The organism is Nocardia ninae NBRC 108245, assembly GCF_007990755.1.
Classification (GTDB): Bacteria; Actinomycetota; Actinomycetes; order Mycobacteriales; family Mycobacteriaceae; genus Nocardia; species Nocardia ninae.
Genome location: NZ_BJXA01000008.1, coordinates 94,466 through 110,113 on the forward strand (window position 1 = coordinate 94,466; position 15,648 = coordinate 110,113).

21 protein-coding genes and 1 pseudogene are annotated in these 15,648 nt (G+C 62.3%); 15 read left to right on the top strand and 7 right to left on the bottom strand.

Annotated elements, in window-relative coordinates; genetic code table 11:
* Positions 1-86: 86 nt before the first annotated feature.
* Complete coding sequence (locus NN4_RS08625) at positions 87-1,865, top strand: MFS transporter (RefSeq protein WP_147129416.1); 1,779 nt, start codon at positions 87-89, stop codon at positions 1,863-1,865.
* Positions 1,866-1,908: 43 nt separating this feature from the next.
* On the opposite strand, the gene NN4_RS08630 is transcribed toward NN4_RS08625, so the two are convergent.
* The 3 genes from NN4_RS08630 to NN4_RS08640 form a co-directional block, all read right to left on the bottom strand.
* A complete protein-coding gene (locus NN4_RS08630; protein ID WP_222595007.1) occupies positions 1,909-2,367 on the bottom strand; it encodes a nuclear transport factor 2 family protein in 459 nt (152 codons plus the stop codon).
* Between the two features lie 111 nt (positions 2,368-2,478).
* Positions 2,479-4,518, bottom strand: coding sequence for a M13 family metallopeptidase (locus tag NN4_RS08635; RefSeq protein ID WP_147129417.1), 2,040 nt, complete (start codon positions 4,516-4,518; stop codon positions 2,479-2,481).
* 95 nt (positions 4,519-4,613) lie between these two features.
* Positions 4,614-6,662: a M13 family metallopeptidase gene (locus NN4_RS08640; protein ID WP_147129418.1), complete on the bottom strand. Its 2,049-nt coding sequence runs from the start codon at positions 6,660-6,662 to the stop codon at positions 4,614-4,616.
* Positions 6,663-7,005: 343 nt separating this feature from the next.
* Between NN4_RS08640 and rplN the strand changes: the two genes are divergently transcribed.
* From rplN to NN4_RS08705, 13 genes are all read left to right on the top strand, one after another.
* Positions 7,006-7,374, top strand: a complete 369-nt coding sequence (gene rplN, locus NN4_RS08645) for a 50S ribosomal protein L14 (RefSeq protein ID WP_107654146.1) — start codon at positions 7,006-7,008, stop codon at positions 7,372-7,374.
* 1 nt (position 7,375) lies between these two features.
* Positions 7,376-7,693, top strand: coding sequence for a 50S ribosomal protein L24 (rplX, locus tag NN4_RS08650; RefSeq protein WP_107654147.1), 318 nt, complete (start codon positions 7,376-7,378; stop codon positions 7,691-7,693).
* A 1-nt stretch (position 7,694) separates the two neighbouring features.
* Positions 7,695-8,258, top strand: a complete 564-nt coding sequence (rplE, locus tag NN4_RS08655; protein ID WP_107654148.1) for a 50S ribosomal protein L5 — start codon at positions 7,695-7,697, stop codon at positions 8,256-8,258.
* 2 nt (positions 8,259-8,260) lie between these two features.
* Positions 8,261-8,446, top strand: a complete 186-nt coding sequence (locus NN4_RS08660) for a type Z 30S ribosomal protein S14 (RefSeq protein ID WP_040731429.1) — start codon at positions 8,261-8,263, stop codon at positions 8,444-8,446.
* Between the two features lie 191 nt (positions 8,447-8,637).
* On the top strand, positions 8,638-8,940 hold the full coding sequence (locus NN4_RS08665) for a WXG100 family type VII secretion target (protein WP_147129419.1): 303 nt from the start codon (positions 8,638-8,640) through the stop codon (positions 8,938-8,940).
* Between the two features lie 12 nt (positions 8,941-8,952).
* Complete coding sequence (locus tag NN4_RS08670) at positions 8,953-9,255, top strand: WXG100 family type VII secretion target (RefSeq protein WP_147129420.1); 303 nt, start codon at positions 8,953-8,955, stop codon at positions 9,253-9,255.
* The gene (locus NN4_RS08675; RefSeq protein ID WP_147129421.1) at positions 9,252-10,670 is read left to right on the top strand and encodes a glycohydrolase toxin TNT-related protein; all 1,419 of its coding nucleotides are present in this window, start codon (positions 9,252-9,254) and stop codon (positions 10,668-10,670) included. Before NN4_RS08670 ends, NN4_RS08675 begins: the two co-directional genes overlap by 4 nt.
* Before the next feature lie 48 nt (positions 10,671-10,718).
* Positions 10,719-11,342 carry a hypothetical protein gene (locus NN4_RS08680; protein ID WP_147129422.1) on the top strand — a complete coding sequence of 208 codons (624 nt, stop codon included), beginning with the start codon at positions 10,719-10,721 and terminating at the stop codon, positions 11,340-11,342.
* A gap of 137 nt (positions 11,343-11,479) precedes the next feature.
* The gene (locus tag NN4_RS08685) at positions 11,480-11,902 is read left to right on the top strand and encodes an SMI1/KNR4 family protein (RefSeq protein WP_147129423.1); all 423 of its coding nucleotides are present in this window, start codon (positions 11,480-11,482) and stop codon (positions 11,900-11,902) included.
* The gene (locus NN4_RS08690) at positions 11,899-12,243 is read left to right on the top strand and encodes an Imm8 family immunity protein (protein ID WP_147129424.1); all 345 of its coding nucleotides are present in this window, start codon (positions 11,899-11,901) and stop codon (positions 12,241-12,243) included. Before NN4_RS08685 ends, NN4_RS08690 begins: the two co-directional genes overlap by 4 nt.
* A 125-nt stretch (positions 12,244-12,368) precedes the next feature.
* Positions 12,369-12,692 (top strand): hypothetical protein, encoded by a 324-nt coding sequence (locus NN4_RS08695; protein ID WP_246180781.1) that lies wholly within the window; start codon positions 12,369-12,371, stop codon positions 12,690-12,692.
* 93 nt (positions 12,693-12,785) lie between these two features.
* Entirely contained in the window at positions 12,786-13,130 is a 345-nt protein-coding gene (locus NN4_RS08700; protein ID WP_147129426.1) for a hypothetical protein, read from the top strand.
* Positions 13,131-13,255: 125 nt separating this feature from the next.
* Entirely contained in the window at positions 13,256-13,609 is a 354-nt protein-coding gene (locus tag NN4_RS08705; protein WP_147129427.1) for a DUF6086 family protein, read from the top strand.
* A gap of 74 nt (positions 13,610-13,683) precedes the next feature.
* Here the strand turns inward: NN4_RS08705 and NN4_RS08710 are convergent, their stop codons facing one another.
* The 3 genes and pseudogenes from NN4_RS08710 to NN4_RS08715 form a co-directional block, all read right to left on the bottom strand.
* Complete coding sequence (locus NN4_RS08710; protein WP_222595008.1) at positions 13,684-14,049, bottom strand: DNA glycosylase AlkZ-like family protein; 366 nt, start codon at positions 14,047-14,049, stop codon at positions 13,684-13,686.
* Positions 13,992-14,117, bottom strand: a pseudogene (locus NN4_RS46875) (ATP-binding protein); the annotation flags it as partial. The pseudogene NN4_RS46875 and the gene NN4_RS08710, both read right to left, overlap by 58 nt.
* Positions 14,118-14,330: 213 nt before the next feature.
* Positions 14,331-14,732, bottom strand: a complete 402-nt coding sequence (locus tag NN4_RS08715) for a nitroreductase family deazaflavin-dependent oxidoreductase (RefSeq protein WP_147129428.1) — start codon at positions 14,730-14,732, stop codon at positions 14,331-14,333.
* An 87-nt stretch (positions 14,733-14,819) separates the two neighbouring features.
* Between NN4_RS08715 and NN4_RS08720 the strand changes: the two genes are divergently transcribed.
* The gene (locus tag NN4_RS08720; protein WP_147129429.1) at positions 14,820-15,398 is read left to right on the top strand and encodes a TetR/AcrR family transcriptional regulator; all 579 of its coding nucleotides are present in this window, start codon (positions 14,820-14,822) and stop codon (positions 15,396-15,398) included.
* Between the two features lie 39 nt (positions 15,399-15,437).
* On the opposite strand, the gene NN4_RS08725 is transcribed toward NN4_RS08720, so the two are convergent.
* Complete coding sequence (locus NN4_RS08725; RefSeq protein WP_228540923.1) at positions 15,438-15,626, bottom strand: hypothetical protein; 189 nt, start codon at positions 15,624-15,626, stop codon at positions 15,438-15,440.
* Positions 15,627-15,648 lie beyond the last annotated feature (22 nt).

The window sequence follows — 15,648 nt, forward strand, 5'->3', positions numbered from 1 at the left end:
CTAGCCTATCGGCCGACCTCGGCCCCTTGATGGTTAGATCGGCTAACTATATAGTTTGCGGAGATAACGACCTGCGAGGGGCTGCCGTGACGATTCCATCCACCGATCTCGATCTCGGCGAGGTCAGCACCATCCGCCGCAGGCTGCGATACGACAAGGAGCACCCGCACTACAAGTGGATCGTGCTGACCAACACCACACTCGGGGTGCTGCTCACCGCGATCAACTCGTCCATCGTGCTGATCTCGCTGCCCGCGATCTTCCGCGGTATCGGGCTGAATCCGCTCGACGCGGGCAACGTCGGATACCTGCTGTGGATGCTGATGGGCTACCTGCTCGCGACGGCGGTGCTCGTCGTCATGTTCGGCAGGCTCGGCGACCTCTTCGGCCGAGTTCGCGTGTACAACTTGGGTTTCGCGGTCTTCGCACTCTGCGCGCTCGCGCTGTCGTTCGATCCGTTCCACGGCGGCGCGGGCGCCATGTGGATCATCGTCTGGCGGGTGATCCAAGGCGTCGGCGGCGCGATGTTGACCGCCAACTCCGCCGCGATCCTCACCGACGCCTTCCCGGCGAAGCAGCGCGGAACCGCACTCGGCATCAATATGGTCGCGGCGGTCGCCGGTTCCTTCCTCGGACTGTTGATCGGTGGCGTGCTGTCGGAGTGGGATTGGCGCGCGGTGTTCTGGGTGAGCGTGCCGATCGGCCTGTTCGGCGCGTTCTGGTCGTACCGCTCGCTGCACGAGGTCGGCATCCGGACGGCGGGCAAGGTCGACTGGGCGGGCACGATCACCTTCGGACTCGGGCTCACCGCGCTGCTCACCGGCATCACCTACGGGATCCAGCCCTACGGCGGGCAGGCCACCGGCTGGTCCAGTCCGTGGGTGCTCGGGTCGGTGCTCGGCGGCATCGCGCTGCTCGGGGTGTTCTGCGTGGTGGAGAGCAAGGTCGCCGACCCGATGTTCCACCTCGCCCTGTTCCGCAACCGGGCCTTCGGGCTCGGCAATTTCAGCAATCTGATGGTCTCCATCGGCCGTGGCGGCATGCAGTTCATGCTGATCATCTGGCTGCAAGGCATCTGGCTGCCGTTGCACGGCTACGACTTCGAGTCGACCCCGCTGTGGGCAGGTATCTATCTGCTGCCGCTGACCATCGGATTCCTTGCGGCAGGGCCACTTTCGGGCTGGCTGTCGGATCGCTACGGCTCACGTCCGTTCACCACCGGCGGTGCGTTTCTCGCCGGACTCACCTTCCTGCTGTTGCTGATCGTCCCCGTCGACTTCAACTACTGGGTGTTCGCCGCGATCATCCTGGTCAACGGCGTCGGCAGCGGATTGTTCTTCTCGCCCAACACCGCGGCCATCATGTCCAGCGTGCCCGCCGCGCAACGCGGTGCGGCCTCCGGCATGCGCGGCACCCTGTTCAACGGCGGCAACGCGCTGTCCATGGGAATCTTCTTCTCGCTCATGGTCGTCGGCCTCGCCGCCAGCCTGCCCTCGGCCCTGGACGCCGGCCTCCGTGCCCAGGGTGTTTCCGTGGGCGCCGCCGCCGAGGTCGCCGCGATGCCGCCGGTGGCCAGCATGTTCGCGGCGTTCCTCGGCTTCAACCCGATCCAGGAATTGCTCGGCCCCACCGGCGAATTGACCAAACCCGGCGTGCACGCCGACACCCTCACCGGCCAGGAGTTCTTCCCGCATCTGCTCACCGGGCCGTTCCACACCGGTCTGGTGGTCGTGTTCGTCGCCGCCGCCATCATGATGTTCCTGGCCGCCGCCGCCTCGTACTTCGCGGGCGACAAGTACGTGCACGACGAGCAGGCCGAACTCGCCGAAGCCGACAAGCTCGCCGTGCCGGTGCTCGCGCACTGATCGGACTTCATCGGAGATGAATCTCTATCGGGCGCAATGACTTCTACGCGGAAGCGGCACGGTCCTCCGGCGAGGGCGCGCAGACCGCCGCGATAGCCGCCGTATCCCAGTAGAACGGGTGGACCTCGGAAATCCGGCCCTCGGTGATCGTAATCGTCTGCAGGATAGGGAAAGTGAGCTCCCGCCCGGTGGTGCGTGCGCGGGCGCGGACGAGCGTGTGCACCACCGGTGTTTGCCCGGTTGCCAGGAACTTCTGTTCCAGCAGTTCGAAGATCTCCCAGGTGCGCGCCATGGCGAGGAAGAACTGCTCCATCCCCGCATGCCCATGCCATGTTCCGCCGTAAGGCAATCCGGCAGCCTGATGCAGCACCACGTCGGTGGCGAAGTACGGGGCGAGCAGCTCGAACGAGGCACTGCCCGGCCCACCCGCCGCCATGTACTGCGCCTCGGCCGCATACATGCTGGTCAACACGGTCATCGGAGCAGTGGTGGATCGCGTCATGTGCCCAGTGTGCCCAGGTCTGTTGGCCGGGACCGGCGCTAATCGGACGTGGCTTTCGACGTAGCAGCCCGCGCTTCCCGCACGCTGGGTGCGGGAAGTCGAGGGTTGCGATCAGAAGGTGACGCGCTGATCCGGCGCCATGAAGAGTTTGTCGCCTTCCTTGACGCCGAACGTGCGATAGAACTCCTCCAGGTTGCGCACCACCTGGTTGCAGCGGAACTCGGCGGGGGAGTGGGTGTCCGACGAGAGGAAGCGAACCGTGAGTTCCTTGGTCTGCTTGTCGCGCCAGCTGCGGGCCCACGACAGGAACATGGTGCGGTAGTCGGGATCGTCGATGCCACGCCGCTTTTCGGCGATTCGGAACGCCGCCAACGTGATCTGCAAACCACGCAGGTCGGCGAGATTCTCACCGACGGTGAGTTCACCATTGACGTGCTGGCTGGGCTCGAGCCCCTCCGGCACCAATGCGTTGTATTGGTCGACGAGCTGCTTGGCCTTGGCGTCGAAGGCGGCCCGGTCCTCGGGGGTCCACCAGTCGCGCCGGTTGCCGTCGCCGTCGTATTTCGAGCCCTGATCATCGAAGCCGTGGCCGATCTCGTGGCCGATGGTCGCCCCGACGGCACCGAAGTTGACGGCGGCCTGGGCGTCCTTGTCGAAGAACGGCGGCTGTAGGTAGGCGGCGGGGAAGACGATCTGGTTGGAGCTCGCCGAGTAGTAGGCATTCACCGTCTGCGGCGACATTCCCCATTCGGACTTGTCGACCGGACCGCCGAGCCGGGCGAACGCGCGCTTGACCTCGAATTCATTGATGGCGAGCAATGATTCGATCAGCTTGCCCTTGGTGATCTTCAGCTTCGAATAGTCGACCCACTTGTCCGGATAACCGATCTTGGGATCGATCTTGTCGAGCTTCGCCAGGGACGCCTCCCTGGTCGCGGGCGACATCCAGGACGAGTTGGTGAAGTTCTCCCGATACGCGGCGATGACATCGTCGAGCATTTCTTTCGCGCGCTGCTTGGCCTCGGGCGGAAAGTACTTCTCCACGTACACTTTTCCGAGCTGCTCGCCGAGTTTCTCATCCACGATGCCGACACCGTACTTCCAGCGCTCCGGCCGCTCTTCCTGCCCGTTGAGCACGCGACCCTTGAACTCGAAGTTCGCGTTGTTGATCGCCTTGGGCAGGAACGGTGCGAACTCGCGCAGCACGCTGAGCTTCAAATAGTCACGCCAGGTGGGGATGTCGACCTCGGTCCACAGCTGACCCGCCGCCGTGATGAAGGACGGCTGGCCGACCACCATCGTGTCGAACAGCTGCTTCGGCCGGTCGGTGTTGCCTGCCAGCCACGGGTCCCAGTCGAATCCCGGTGCGAGAGCGACCATGTCTTTCCAGCTGTACAGGTTGTACGTCGCGTCGGCATCGCGGTTGCGCACATTGTCCCAATGCGCGGGCGCGATGCGCTTCTCCAGATCGAACACGCGCTGCGCCATCGCGGCGGGATCGGCGAAACCCGCGCCCGCGGCGATGCGTTCGAGGAACACCCGGTATTGCGCAAGCACCTCGGCGTTCTCGGGCTTGCGGTAGTACTGCTCGCCGAGCCCGAGCCCGGACTGGCCGACCGAGGGAATGTAGGCGTTGGAGTTCTTCCGGTCCGTGCCGATACCGAGTCCGATCAGGCCGCCGATCGGCAACTCTGCCATCACCTTCGCCAGGTCGGCCTTGGTCGCCGCGCCGTCCACCTTGGCGAACAGCCCGGCCAGCGGAGTCATGCCCAGCCGCTCGATCGTGTCCCAGTCCACCCTGGCGTCGTACAGGTCGCGGATCTGCTGTTCCTCGGAGCCGTCCTTGGGATCCTTGATGCCCTCGACGATCTCGCGCAGTTGCTGCTGGGTGCGTTCGAAGGCCTCGCTCGTGGAGCCGAAGGACGTCTTGTCCGGCGGCAACTGGTACTCGCGCAACCACTTCCCGTTGACATGGCGGTACAGATCGTCCTGCGGCCGGATCGCCTCGTCCGCGCCACCCATGTCGACGCTGGTGAGCGCCTTACTCGTCTCCTTGGTATCGCTCGCGCAGGACGCGAGCGCGGCAGCGGCCGGCACCGCCCCGAGCGCGATCAGGAAGGCACGACGGTCCAGCTGTCCGAGACGTGTCACGCGGATTCCTCTCCCGATGCGGTCCGCCGCATCCTCGTCAGGCGCAATTTGTTCGCCCGAGGCTACCCGCCCGCGGTGCTACCGGCTGCCCCATCTCACAGGGTGACCCGCTGGTCCGGCGCGAGGAACAGCTTGTCGCCCGCCACGACGCCGAAGGTGGAGTAGAAGTCGGCGATATTGCGGACCACCTGATTGGCACGGAACTCGTTGGGGGAGTGCACGTCCATGGTGAGCATCCGCTCCTTGGTCTGCTTGGTCGCCTGCTGCCGCCAGATCCTGGCCCAGGACAGGAACACGGTCTTCAGGTCCGGTTCCGTACCGTCGCGCTGCGCGGCAGAACGGTATGCGGCGAGCGCGATCTGCAAACCGCGCAGGTCGGCGAGGTTCTCCCCGACGGTCAGTGCGCCGTTGACGTGCTTGCTCGGATCCAAGCCGTCGGGCACCAGCGCGTTGTACTGCTCGATCAACTGTTTCGTCTTGGCCTCGAAAGCGGCGATGTCTTCGGGTGTCCACCAGTCGCGTCGATTGCCGTCGCCGTCGTACTTGGCGCCTTGGTCGTCGAAGCCGTGCCCGATCTCGTGTCCGATCACCGCGCCGATGCCGCCGAAGTTGACCGCGGGTGCGGCATCGGCGTCGAAGAACGGTGACTGCAGGATGGCGGCGGGGAAGGTGATCTCGTTGGCGGTCGGGTCATACATCGCGTTGACCGTCTGGGGTGGGAAGCCCCACTCGGCCCGATCGACCGGTGTGCCGAGCTTGCCGAGGGATCGGTTGACCTCGAAAGCCCTTGCCGCACGCAATGATTCGACCAGCTTGCCCTTGGTGATCTCTACCCCGGAGTAGTCGATCCACTTGTCCGGATAACCGATCTTGGCGACGATCTTGTCCAGCTTCGCCAGCGCCGCCTGCCTGGTCGGCGGCGACATCCACGACGAGTTGGTGAAATCTTGCCGGTAGGCGTCCATCAGATCCGCCACCAGTGCCTTGGCCCGATCCTTGGCTTGTGCTGGAAAGTGTTGCTCCACATACAGTTTGCCGAAGGGCTCGCCGAGATACAGGCTGACCGTCGCGAGGCCGTCCTTCCAGGGCTCCTGGCGTTGATCGCGGCCTTGCAGCGCCTTGTCGACGAAATCGAAGGCGGCGTCGGCGATTTCCTTGGGCAGGTAGGGCGCGAATTCCTTGACGACACTGATGCGCAGGTACTCGCGCCACCGATCGATGTCGACCTCGGCCCACAGGTTTCCTGCGGCCGTGACGAACGACGGCTGCCGGACCACAATGCTCTCGAAGAGCTGCTTCGGGCGGTCGGTGCTGCCCGTCAGCCACGGATCCCAATCGAATTGCGGTGCGAGCCTGGTCAATTCGGTCCAGCTCAGCAGGTTGTAGGTGGTGTCGGGGTTCCGATCGCGGACGCTGTCCCAGTAACCCGCCGCGATCCGGGTCTCCAGGTCGAGCACCCGCTGCGCGGTACCGGTGGGGTTATTGAGCTTCGCGCCCGCGGCAATGCGTTCCAGATAGGTGCGGTAGGCCGCGAGCTGCTCGGCGTACTCGGGCTTGCGGTAGTACTGCTCGTCCAGATTGATGTCGATGCCGGACTGGCTGACCATGGCGATGTAATTGGCGGAGTTCTTCTGGTCGACCACGACCTGCAAGCCGATCAGGCCCGCGATCGGCAGCGAGCCCATCACGCGAGCGAGGTCCGCCTTTGTCGCCGCGCCGTCGATCGCCGCGAGCAGGTCTGCGACAGGCGTCATGCCGAGTCGCTCGATCTCGTCGCGATCGAGCCTGGCGTCGTACAGATCGCGGATCTGCTGTTCTGTCGAACCCGGTCGCGGATCGCGGATGCCCTCGACGATGCCGCGCAACTGCTGCTCGGTGCGATCGTTGGCCTCGTCGAACGACCCGAACGACGACTTGTCCGGCGGCAGCCGATAGTCGCGCAACCAGGTGCCGTTGACGTGGCGATAGAGGTCGTCCTGCGGACGGACCGCCGGATTCGCACCCGCGAGATCGACGCCGGTGAGTCGAACATCCGAGATCTGTGATTGCTGGGAGCAGGAGGCCAACGCCGCCGCGGCGGGCGCGGCCGCCAGAGCGAGCAGGAAGGCGCGGCGATCGAGACGAGCGGACGAGCTCAAGAGCATCCCCTTTTCGGTACGGTCGAGCCGAACGGTGCTTCGTTGATCTTGCTCGATCCGAGGGTAGTGGCGCGCGCCTGCTAGCCCGAGTTTCCAGGTGCGCGTCCGCACCCCCTGGATTCGTCGCGGACCCCCGATTTGGGAACGACCTGGGGATTCACCTACACTAGACCGGTTGCCTGCGGGAGCTATGCCCGCAATCCGGCAGTGAACCCCCAGTGGTTGGTTCTCGAGTTGCACATTCAGAGCCACGAAACCGCTGGCAGGCGCGCGTCCGGAGGGCAACTGACCATGCCCGTCGGGTCGGCAATCCGGCGTGCGTATACATCCAGGTCCAGGAGGAGCTGAAGTGATTCAGCAGGAGTCGCGACTGCGCGTCGCCGACAACACGGGCGCGAAGGAAATCCTTTGCATCCGCGTTCTCGGTGGTTCGTCGCGTCGCTATGCCGGTATCGGCGACATCATCGTCGCTACCGTGAAGGACGCTGTCCCCGGTGGCAACGTCAAGAAGGGTGAGGTCGTCAAGGCCGTCATCGTGCGCACCACCAAGGAGCGCCGTCGCCCGGACGGTTCGTACATCAAGTTCGACGAGAACGCGGCCGTGCTGATCAAGGCGGACAACGACCCGCGTGGCACCCGCATCTTCGGCCCGGTCGGCCGCGAGTTGCGCGAGAAGAAGTTCATGAAGATCGTTTCGCTGGCCCCGGAGGTGCTCTGACATGAAGGTGCACAAGGGCGACACCGTGCTCGTCATCTCGGGTAAGGACAAGGGCGCCAAGGGCAAGGTCATTCAGGCCTACCCCGAGCGCAACCGCATCCTGGTCGAGGGCGTGAACCGGATCAAGAAGCACGTCGCGAACTCCGCCAACCAGCGCGGCGCCTCTTCGGGCGGCATCGTGACCCAGGAAGCTCCGATCCACGTGTCCAACGTGATGATCGTCGACTCCGATGGCAAGCCGACCCGCGTCGGTTACCGGACCGACGAGGAGAGCGGCAAGCGGGTCCGGATCTCCCGTAACAACGGGAAGGACATCTGACATGACTACCTCTGAGCAGACCCAGCCGCGTCTGAAGGCGCGCTACCGCGCCGAGATCAAGGACGCGCTGAACAGCGAGTTCAACTACGCCAACGTCATGCAGATCCCCGGCGTGGTCAAGGTTGTCGTGAACATGGGTGTCGGCGACGCCGCCCGGGACGCGAAGCTGATCAACGGTGCCGTCAAGGACCTGGAGCTGATCACCGGTCAGAAGCCGGAGATCCGCAAGGCGACCAAGTCGATCGCGCAGTTCAAGCTGCGTGAGGGCATGCCCATCGGCGCGAAGGTCACCCTGCGTGGCGATCGCATGTGGGAGTTCCTCGACCGCCTGGTCTCCATCGCGCTGCCCCGTATCCGCGACTTCCGCGGCCTGTCGCCGAAGCAGTTCGACGGCAACGGCAACTACACGTTCGGCCTCAGCGAGCAGTCGATGTTCCACGAGATCGACGTGGACTCCATCGACCGTCCGCGCGGTATGGACATCACCGTCGTGACCACCGCGACGAACAACGAAGAGGGCCGCGCCCTGCTCAAGCACCTCGGCTTCCCGTTCAAGGAGAACTGACGATGGCCAAGAAAGCACTGCGGATCAAGGCTGAGGCCAAGCCGAAGTTCGCCGTTCGCGCCTACACCCGCTGCCAGCGTTGCGGTCGCCCGCACGCGGTCTACCGCAAGTTCGGCCTCTGCCGCGTCTGCCTTCGTGAGATGGCGCACCGCGGTGAGCTCCCGGGCGTGCACAAGAGCTCCTGGTGAGCTTGCGCTCTTCGTGAGTGCGCCCGCGTAAGCGGGAACCCGTACAAAGGCACGGCCTCCACTGGAGGCCGTGCCTTTGCGCGTTTATTCGCGGTGTGGGACGAATCCAACGGAACCGCGGCGGCGCCTGGTGCGTCATACAAGAAACGGGGACAGATCACCGCCTGCGTCACCATCGAGAGGAGTGGGCCATGGGAGAGCTATCGGTCGAGCCCGAAGAGGTGAAAGCGTTGGGGCGGATGGCCTACCAGATCGCGGACGAGTTGAAGTCCGGGTATTCGTCGCTGGTCACCGACACGAAGGTCACGATCGACAGTTGGGCAGGGAACAACGCAGGTGCTTTCACGGCCGCGTGGGACGAGTTCCACGAGGGTGCGGACCAGGTGTGGGACGCATTGTTCGAGCTGGCCGAGAAGCTCGGGGTCACCGCCGAAACCCTCCGTACGACCGACCAGTCCTACGCCGAAGGCCTCAGCTCCCTGGACCTTCCTTGATCGGGGCATCTGATGACCGGTGAGACACCAGCATTCTCGGTCGACCTCGCCAAACTCGAGGAGTTGGCCGCTCGCATGCGCGCATACAGGGCGGCCGTCGCCGATCGCTTGGCCGAGCTCGAGGCGAAGGCCAAGGAAGTCGAGGGCGTGTGGGTCGGCGCGGCAGCGGTGGCCTATAGCGAGGCGCATACCGAGTGGGCAGCAGGTGTCACCGACATGCAGGACGGGCTCGCGGCTCTGGAAGATGCGTTGAAAAAAGCCCACGAAAGCTACACCAACGCCGCCTCCCAAACCCTCCGGATTCTCGGCATATGACCGAGAAACTCGAGGTGGATCCCAAGGTCTATTACCAGGCCGCCACCAACTGCTTCGACGCCGCCGCCGCCCTCAACGACAGCTTCAAATACGTCTTCGCCGAACTCAACAGCTGCGGGCAAATGGCAGGCCGAGACGAAGACGGCCGAGCCTGGGCCACCTCCTACGACGAGTCAGCCCGCGAAACCGTATCCTTCTTCGACCAAACCTTCTCCACCCTGCGCGCCTACGGCACCGCCCTCAACGACCTAGGTTTCGAACACGCCAAATCCGATGCCGCGCTGAAAGGTACGGCCCAGCCCGACCGCCCGGCCGATGCACCATCAACACTGACCTTCGGCCCCTACGCCCTCCCCGCATCAGCCGCCGGCGGCACCCCACAGGGCCTAGCGAAAACCTCCATCGAAGTACTTGACGCCATCAACTGCCCCCTCCCCGACGGCAACACCGGCACACTCACCAAAGCAGCCGACGCCTGGGATCGGCTCGGCACGATCTACCAGAACACCAACGCCAAAGACAAAATCACGATCTCCGCGAGTCTCTTCGACGGAGTGACCTCCAAGGATGCGGTGCAGGTCCGCGAAGACCTGAAGACCCTGGAGAGCTCCATCGGAGCTCTACTCGACACCTGCAAGCAGATCAGCAAAACCTGCCTCGACTACAAGCAATCGATCGAAGAGCTACGTAACGAGGTCAAAGGTTTCATCGAAGCCATCATCCAAGAAGCCGCGATCAACGTAGCGGTCACCGTCGTCGCCACCTGCCTCACCGGAGTCGGTGGTCTGATCGCTGGCGCCAAAGCTGTCGAGTCGGCACGACGCTGGGCGGTGAAGATCAAAGCAACCGTCACTGCCTGGCGAGCACGGAAGGCGTTGCAGCTCAAGGGATTGGCTGACGACGCCAAGGCCGTGCTGGCAAAGGGAAAACAGGCCGTGAAGGACCTGTATGAACGCTTGCGATCCAAGCTGCCAAGCAAGGCAGGAGCAAGGAAGACCTATCCCTCCGGCGAGAATCTCACGGATGCGGAGTACGTGGCAAAGTATGGCGAGCCGGGCAACTGGAAGTATCCAGGTAAAGATTATGCTGTTCCCGGGACGAAACAGGATGCCGATCTTCCTCCGGGGATGAAGATCGATCGGTACGGATCGGAATACGGGTCTTGGCTATCGCCGGAGGGGACCCCGCTAACCGCACGTTCGCTGCCGCCGGACACCCTCGCAACCAAGGCATACAACACCTACGAAGTGGCACCCGGCGCAAAGCTGCCGCCTGGGTGGACCATCGAGGAATCGAAGGTAGCTTCCTGGTTCGGCGAAGAGGGCGGCGGGATCCAATATCGGATCCTGAAGTCGAAGAGTCCCGAGGTCGAAGGAAGTGTGGCGGATCTAATAGATTGTGGATATCTGATCTGACGAGCGGCCGTGTGACTTCGAGTTTTATAGCAGACAAGGACGGATGGTTTGACGCACGCAGCGATTGATCTACGGATATTTCCTTCGGATATGCGGCGGGTAGTGCGCAGTTGGTACGAATGGCAGGCTGCTTCGGTGCGCAGTCAAGGCAAGGACCTCGGTCGAACTCGAATCCCCGGAGCTGATCCAGAGTATGAATTCTGGCTCGCCAACGCGCCGCGTTCCGAAGGCGGTCGACTGTATCTCGACATCGGTGGACTCAGTTGGGTGGTTGCTGATTCCGGAGATGGCTGGCTGCTAACCAAAGACGAGCGAAATCTCCCTAGTCCTGTTGGTGAGCTTCGCAGATTCGCCGACATGGAGAAATATCTCCTGTGCTTGATGGGGGGAGTGCCTTACGTGGGAAGGTTCCGCGCTGAGGCGCCCGGTACAAGGTGGTATCGGGAAGGCGTTCATCCCCGTGTGCGGCTCGAAAAGGTAGACCCGACTCTCGAGTATTCGGATAGACTTCTCTATGTCGATGACGAAGTCGTCGATCGGGGCCACCTCGGAGAAATTGACGCAGTCAGATTCTCGCATCCGCTCGTGATGAACTATCGGCAGATCGAATCTACTTTCAAGGCAGGCTTGCCGCCCGAGTGGTTCGCACTCGAGATCGACATGATCGAATGAACTTCTGCTTGCGCGGATTTTCGTTCCAGTGTTGCCGGCCAGCCTCAGTTTAATGCTGATTGACCCAGTTTATGAAAGTCGATATGCTGGCCTCTGAGGCTGTCTTGGTTCTATGTCGAGACCTAGTCGGATCGGGGTTGGCGACGGTTGACGAGATCACTGGCTGCACTGCCGACGAGGTCGCTGAGGTTGTATCCAGTGCCCCGGACGGATTTCCGATTCCGGACGAATATCTTGCATTCCTGGAGATACTGGGCAGGGGTGCTGGAGGTTTCTTCGTGGGAACCGACCTGTTCTTTCCTTCATTGCTAGCGGCAAACGAGGCGGCGGCTGATGTAAGCAGTGGACCGGGAGAGACGCTGTCTTTGCAGAATCGCTTCTTCATCGGACACCATCAGGGCTATAAGGTGTACTATTTCGACCCGGGCTCCGAGGCGGTATACGCATACCAAGAGGGATGCCCGGAAAATCAACGGCTGGCGAACTCTTTCCTCTGCTTCCTGCGACAGGCTTTCGAGTTTCAAAAGCATGGGAATCCTGACGGCACGGAGCGGCTATGAAGGCTGAACTGAAATACATCCACAGTCCGGATGCGGACTTGGAGAGGGGGCCGGTGCCTTCGGACGCGCTGTTCGTGCAGCTGATGATCGGTCCTGCGGACGGCCCCGCCGAGGAATCCTTCGATCTCATGGTATGCACACCGGAGGCACGTGATTCGGTCGTAGATCAGAGCAATCCGGACTCGAGCCGCTATCTGTTGGTACTCGAGCGAATCGATCCTGCACTGATCAAGCGGTACGTGGAAGACTTTCTGAAGGACATCGAACGACCAACGTGGCAGGAGTTGGCGTTGCAGATTGGTCAACTCGCCAGGTGGGAGTTCCACGAATATACGCCGTAACTACTCGATGGCCAGCGAGTGTGAGTTCCCGGAAGCTAGCCAAACATCGATTGATCGGAACTGCCGTGACCCATGATTACGTAGACTGTCCATATCTTACTGGCCTCTATCTGGAGGACAGTTACGTGACGGACATTGTCGAGAGGGCTTCCGAGATCAAGTTTGTGCTCGAAGCGGTATTGACGCCTGAACATCCACAGTACCATCCGCCTGGGGCTGGTGAGCAGTATTGCTACGCTTGCGGTGATCTCGTTTTCAGCGAAGTGCGCCGTGTCGAGTGGGTCTATCGCTCGTTCCGGAAGTATAAAGATGCAACCGGTACCGAGGATCTGGGAAACATCGATTCCTTGACCAGTTCGGAGGGGATATATACGGTAGTGGGTGACTGGGGAAGAGTGCATATTCATAGCAGTCCAGATCCGGAGTTTCGAATTTCTGGGACCGACTGAACCCACGCCCTGTCGGCTACGGTGGGTGGCCTGGAGGATCGGCGTTTCGATTCACGGCAAATCGTGACGCTGTGGAAGCGTAGAGGATAATAAATGTCCGACTATGAGTTCATCGAGCCGGAGGAGTCGGAACTTCTCGAAACCTTCGGGGCAGAGCGCGTGGCGGTTGCGGGAACAGTCGCTTCTTTTGTAGTGGATATCGTCGCCGACGAACGGAACAAGCTGCGACTATCCTATGACGTCATCGCCCGGTCTGCCCGTGTGCGATGGACTCAGGACTCGGTGCTCCTCGCTGACATTTTTCGTGAGCAGGTAACCCGAATCTCCGTTGACCGCGCTGGGATCATCAGAATCTCCACGAGGGGACCTGACCTGTCCGGAGAGCTAACGGTCGAGGTGTATCCGATTCGGGTTACCGATGTCTTCGTGGCATGCTGACCCGGAGCAGATGCTGTGACGCATGGTGATCGATCTTCGGGTGTCTTTGGGTGGAGTATCTGTGGAAGGTGGTTGCCGACATATGGCTACGCCTTAAATGTGCTGAATAGATTCGAGAGAATGCATTGAGTTACGTTTTCGATATCGATGATGAGACAGTTTGGAGTCCCTCCCTGCGAGTGGGCGACCTGTACGTGCGAATGCTGCAGGATGTCGGATCGGTTCTGGGTGTCCCCACTGGGTTGAGTGCGATATCTTCTGATATGTGGGACATTGATATCGATGCCTTCGAAAATCTCGTAAAGACGATGTATGAAACATATTTCAGCACCGGGAATTCGGTATTAAAGGTCCTGATCGAGGGTGTCCTGGCGCCGTCGATCGTCCTCCTGGAGCGTGGTGGAAAAGAGATCCACTCGCGCACTGGGCAAGAGCGAGAGTTCCGCGATAGAGCGCTGAAATTATCTATGGCTCGATGAAGAAGCGGCCTGTACTTCGTACCACTGCCCGCAGTGTCTTGTGGCGAGGTCCCTGTAGCCCGTACGAGGCACCATTAGGCCGGGGGCACGGTATCTGCCGGCGCGACGTATCGTGCGCCTTTCCGTTCTCCCGTTAATACGAGCGTTCCCGCACGGGCCATCCTGCGCAGCAAAGTGCTGGCTTGTTGAGATGTGATCATGCAGAGTTCGGCGGCCTGCGATCTGGTGACCGAGCCGAAGGACTCGACGTACTGCAACACCATGCGCTCCTGTTGAATCGCATCTGCACCGCGCACTCGGATGTAGGCGGGGGATTTGTCCATGGCGCGGTAGATCGTGCGGGGGTCGGTCGCATCACTGTGGCGCGGGCTGCGCCGGTCACTCGGCCGTCGTCTTCGACCCCGATGATCAGTACGCCGCCCTCGCCGTTGGTCATGCATACAGCGGCCTCATCGAGCTCGCTGTCGTTGAACTTGTTGGCGGTTCCCCGCTTGAACTCGGTGGTCAGCGTCTATCCACCGGCGATCAGACCGCGTACGCGGTTGGCATCCATATGGATATGGCAAGCACAAATTTGCATAGATCGGTTGGCTAGAAACAATCAGTGCAAATTTATGCGAAGCACTCATGCTTCATGGTCGGGACTGCCCGCCGGTGTGGGTTTGGGTGCGCCGCTCGAGTGGCGTTGTCGTGCGGTGCACCTGGTTCGGATACCTCAGGTTCAGCGCGCTGATTTCACTGTGTGACGAACATTGAGGCTGAGAAAATCCGGCGCCTTGATCACGCGGCGGAGCATGAAGCGGATGAACGGTGGCATCTCGGCGGCGGTTTCGTCGCGGTATACGCGGGGGTTGTCGACCTCGTAGCAGCGCCGTCGGGATTCGAGTTGGCATCCTCCGGCGGCGAGAACGTTTCGCACCCAATCGGATTCGGGGCCGTATGTCAGCGCGATGACGTATCTGTCGTCGCGTCGGAAGGCCCATAGCGGGGTGCGGAAGGTTCGGCCGGATTTGCGTCCACGGTGTATCACCACTGCCCAGCCCGGCGCCCAGGGTGCGATGAATCTGGTGATCCGGTTGAGCCCTACCCGGTTGACGCGGGCGATCCAGCGTGGAGCAGGCATTCCAGGAACTCCTCAGTTGTGGAATTACTGCTGCCAGCGTATCGCTGCGGGCGGCAGGAAATCAACGCTTGTAGAGTTTCTGGCACCATGCCTCCGATCGGACGACGGCCCGGCAAGGCCGATACCAGGGAAGTTCTGTTGGCGACGGCGCGCCGCCGATTCGCCGAAGCCGGCTACGACAAGACGACGGTGCGGGAGATCGCTGCGGAAGCCGCGGTCGATCCCGCGCTGATCAGGCACTATTTCGGCAGCAAGGCGGACCTGTTCCGTGCGACGATGGGATGGCCGTTCGAGCCTGCGGACCTCGCGACCCGGATCACCGCTGGTGACCCGCGCGGGATAGGGGAGCGGCTGACACGGGTGTTCTTCGAAGCCTGGGAGCGTCCGGAAACCCGCGCCCCGCTGTCGGCGATCCTGCGCGGCGCCGCCACCCACGAAGAGTCCGCCAACCTGGTCCGGCAATTCATCCAAGGCCAGGTGTACGCCCAGATCGCGGCGGCACTACCCGGCCCGGATGCGGAATTGCGGATCGACCTGGCGATGGCCCAACTCCTCGGCATCGCCTATCTGCGCTACATCCTGCGGGTAGAGCCCATCGCCTCGGAAAGCCTGGATGAGTTGATCGCCCGAGTCGCCCCGGCGATCAAGACGCATCTGGACGTCTGATTGCGCGTGGGCGACCGCTGGCGGTTTACGGCAGGGGACTCAGTTCTGCTGACCCAGCAGTTCCAGCGAGCGCTGGTGCGCGCTGACTGCCAGGGCGGTTTCCCGCGCAGCGTCGGAGCCACCTTGTCCGGCGAGGTAGGTGTGCAGATTGGCTTTCGCCTCGTACCAGGCCGCGCGTTCGATGTCGCCGGCCTCGGCGGTGGGGCGGTTCAGAGTCAGGGCAGTCATTTCGACCATGACGTTCACCCGC

Bases quoted from the DNA above. Each gene is read 5' to 3' on its own strand.
- NN4_RS08630 (WP_222595007.1), bottom strand. From the start codon at position 2,367: ATGACGCGATCCACCACTGCTCCGATGACCGTGTTGACCAGCATGTAT.
- NN4_RS08640 (WP_147129418.1), bottom strand. From the start codon at position 6,662: ATGCTCTTGAGCTCGTCCGCTCGTCTCGATCGCCGCGCCTTCCTGCTC.
- rplX (WP_107654147.1), top strand. From the start codon at position 7,376: ATGAAGGTGCACAAGGGCGACACCGTGCTCGTCATCTCGGGTAAGGAC.
- rplE (WP_107654148.1), top strand. From the start codon at position 7,695: ATGACTACCTCTGAGCAGACCCAGCCGCGTCTGAAGGCGCGCTACCGC.
- NN4_RS08660 (WP_040731429.1), top strand. From the start codon at position 8,261: ATGGCCAAGAAAGCACTGCGGATCAAGGCTGAGGCCAAGCCGAAGTTC.
- NN4_RS08665 (WP_147129419.1), top strand. From the start codon at position 8,638: ATGGGAGAGCTATCGGTCGAGCCCGAAGAGGTGAAAGCGTTGGGGCGG.
- NN4_RS08670 (WP_147129420.1), top strand. From the start codon at position 8,953: ATGACCGGTGAGACACCAGCATTCTCGGTCGACCTCGCCAAACTCGAG.
- NN4_RS08675 (WP_147129421.1), top strand. From the start codon at position 9,252: ATGACCGAGAAACTCGAGGTGGATCCCAAGGTCTATTACCAGGCCGCC.
- NN4_RS08690 (WP_147129424.1), top strand. From the start codon at position 11,899: ATGAAGGCTGAACTGAAATACATCCACAGTCCGGATGCGGACTTGGAG.
- NN4_RS08700 (WP_147129426.1), top strand. From the start codon at position 12,786: ATGTCCGACTATGAGTTCATCGAGCCGGAGGAGTCGGAACTTCTCGAA.
- NN4_RS08710 (WP_222595008.1), bottom strand. From the start codon at position 14,049: ATGCATGACCAACGGCGAGGGCGGCGTACTGATCATCGGGGTCGAAGA.
- NN4_RS08715 (WP_147129428.1), bottom strand. From the start codon at position 14,732: ATGCCTGCTCCACGCTGGATCGCCCGCGTCAACCGGGTAGGGCTCAAC.
- NN4_RS08720 (WP_147129429.1), top strand. From the start codon at position 14,820: ATGCCTCCGATCGGACGACGGCCCGGCAAGGCCGATACCAGGGAAGTT.
- NN4_RS08725 (WP_228540923.1), bottom strand. From the start codon at position 15,626: ATGACTGCCCTGACTCTGAACCGCCCCACCGCCGAGGCCGGCGACATC.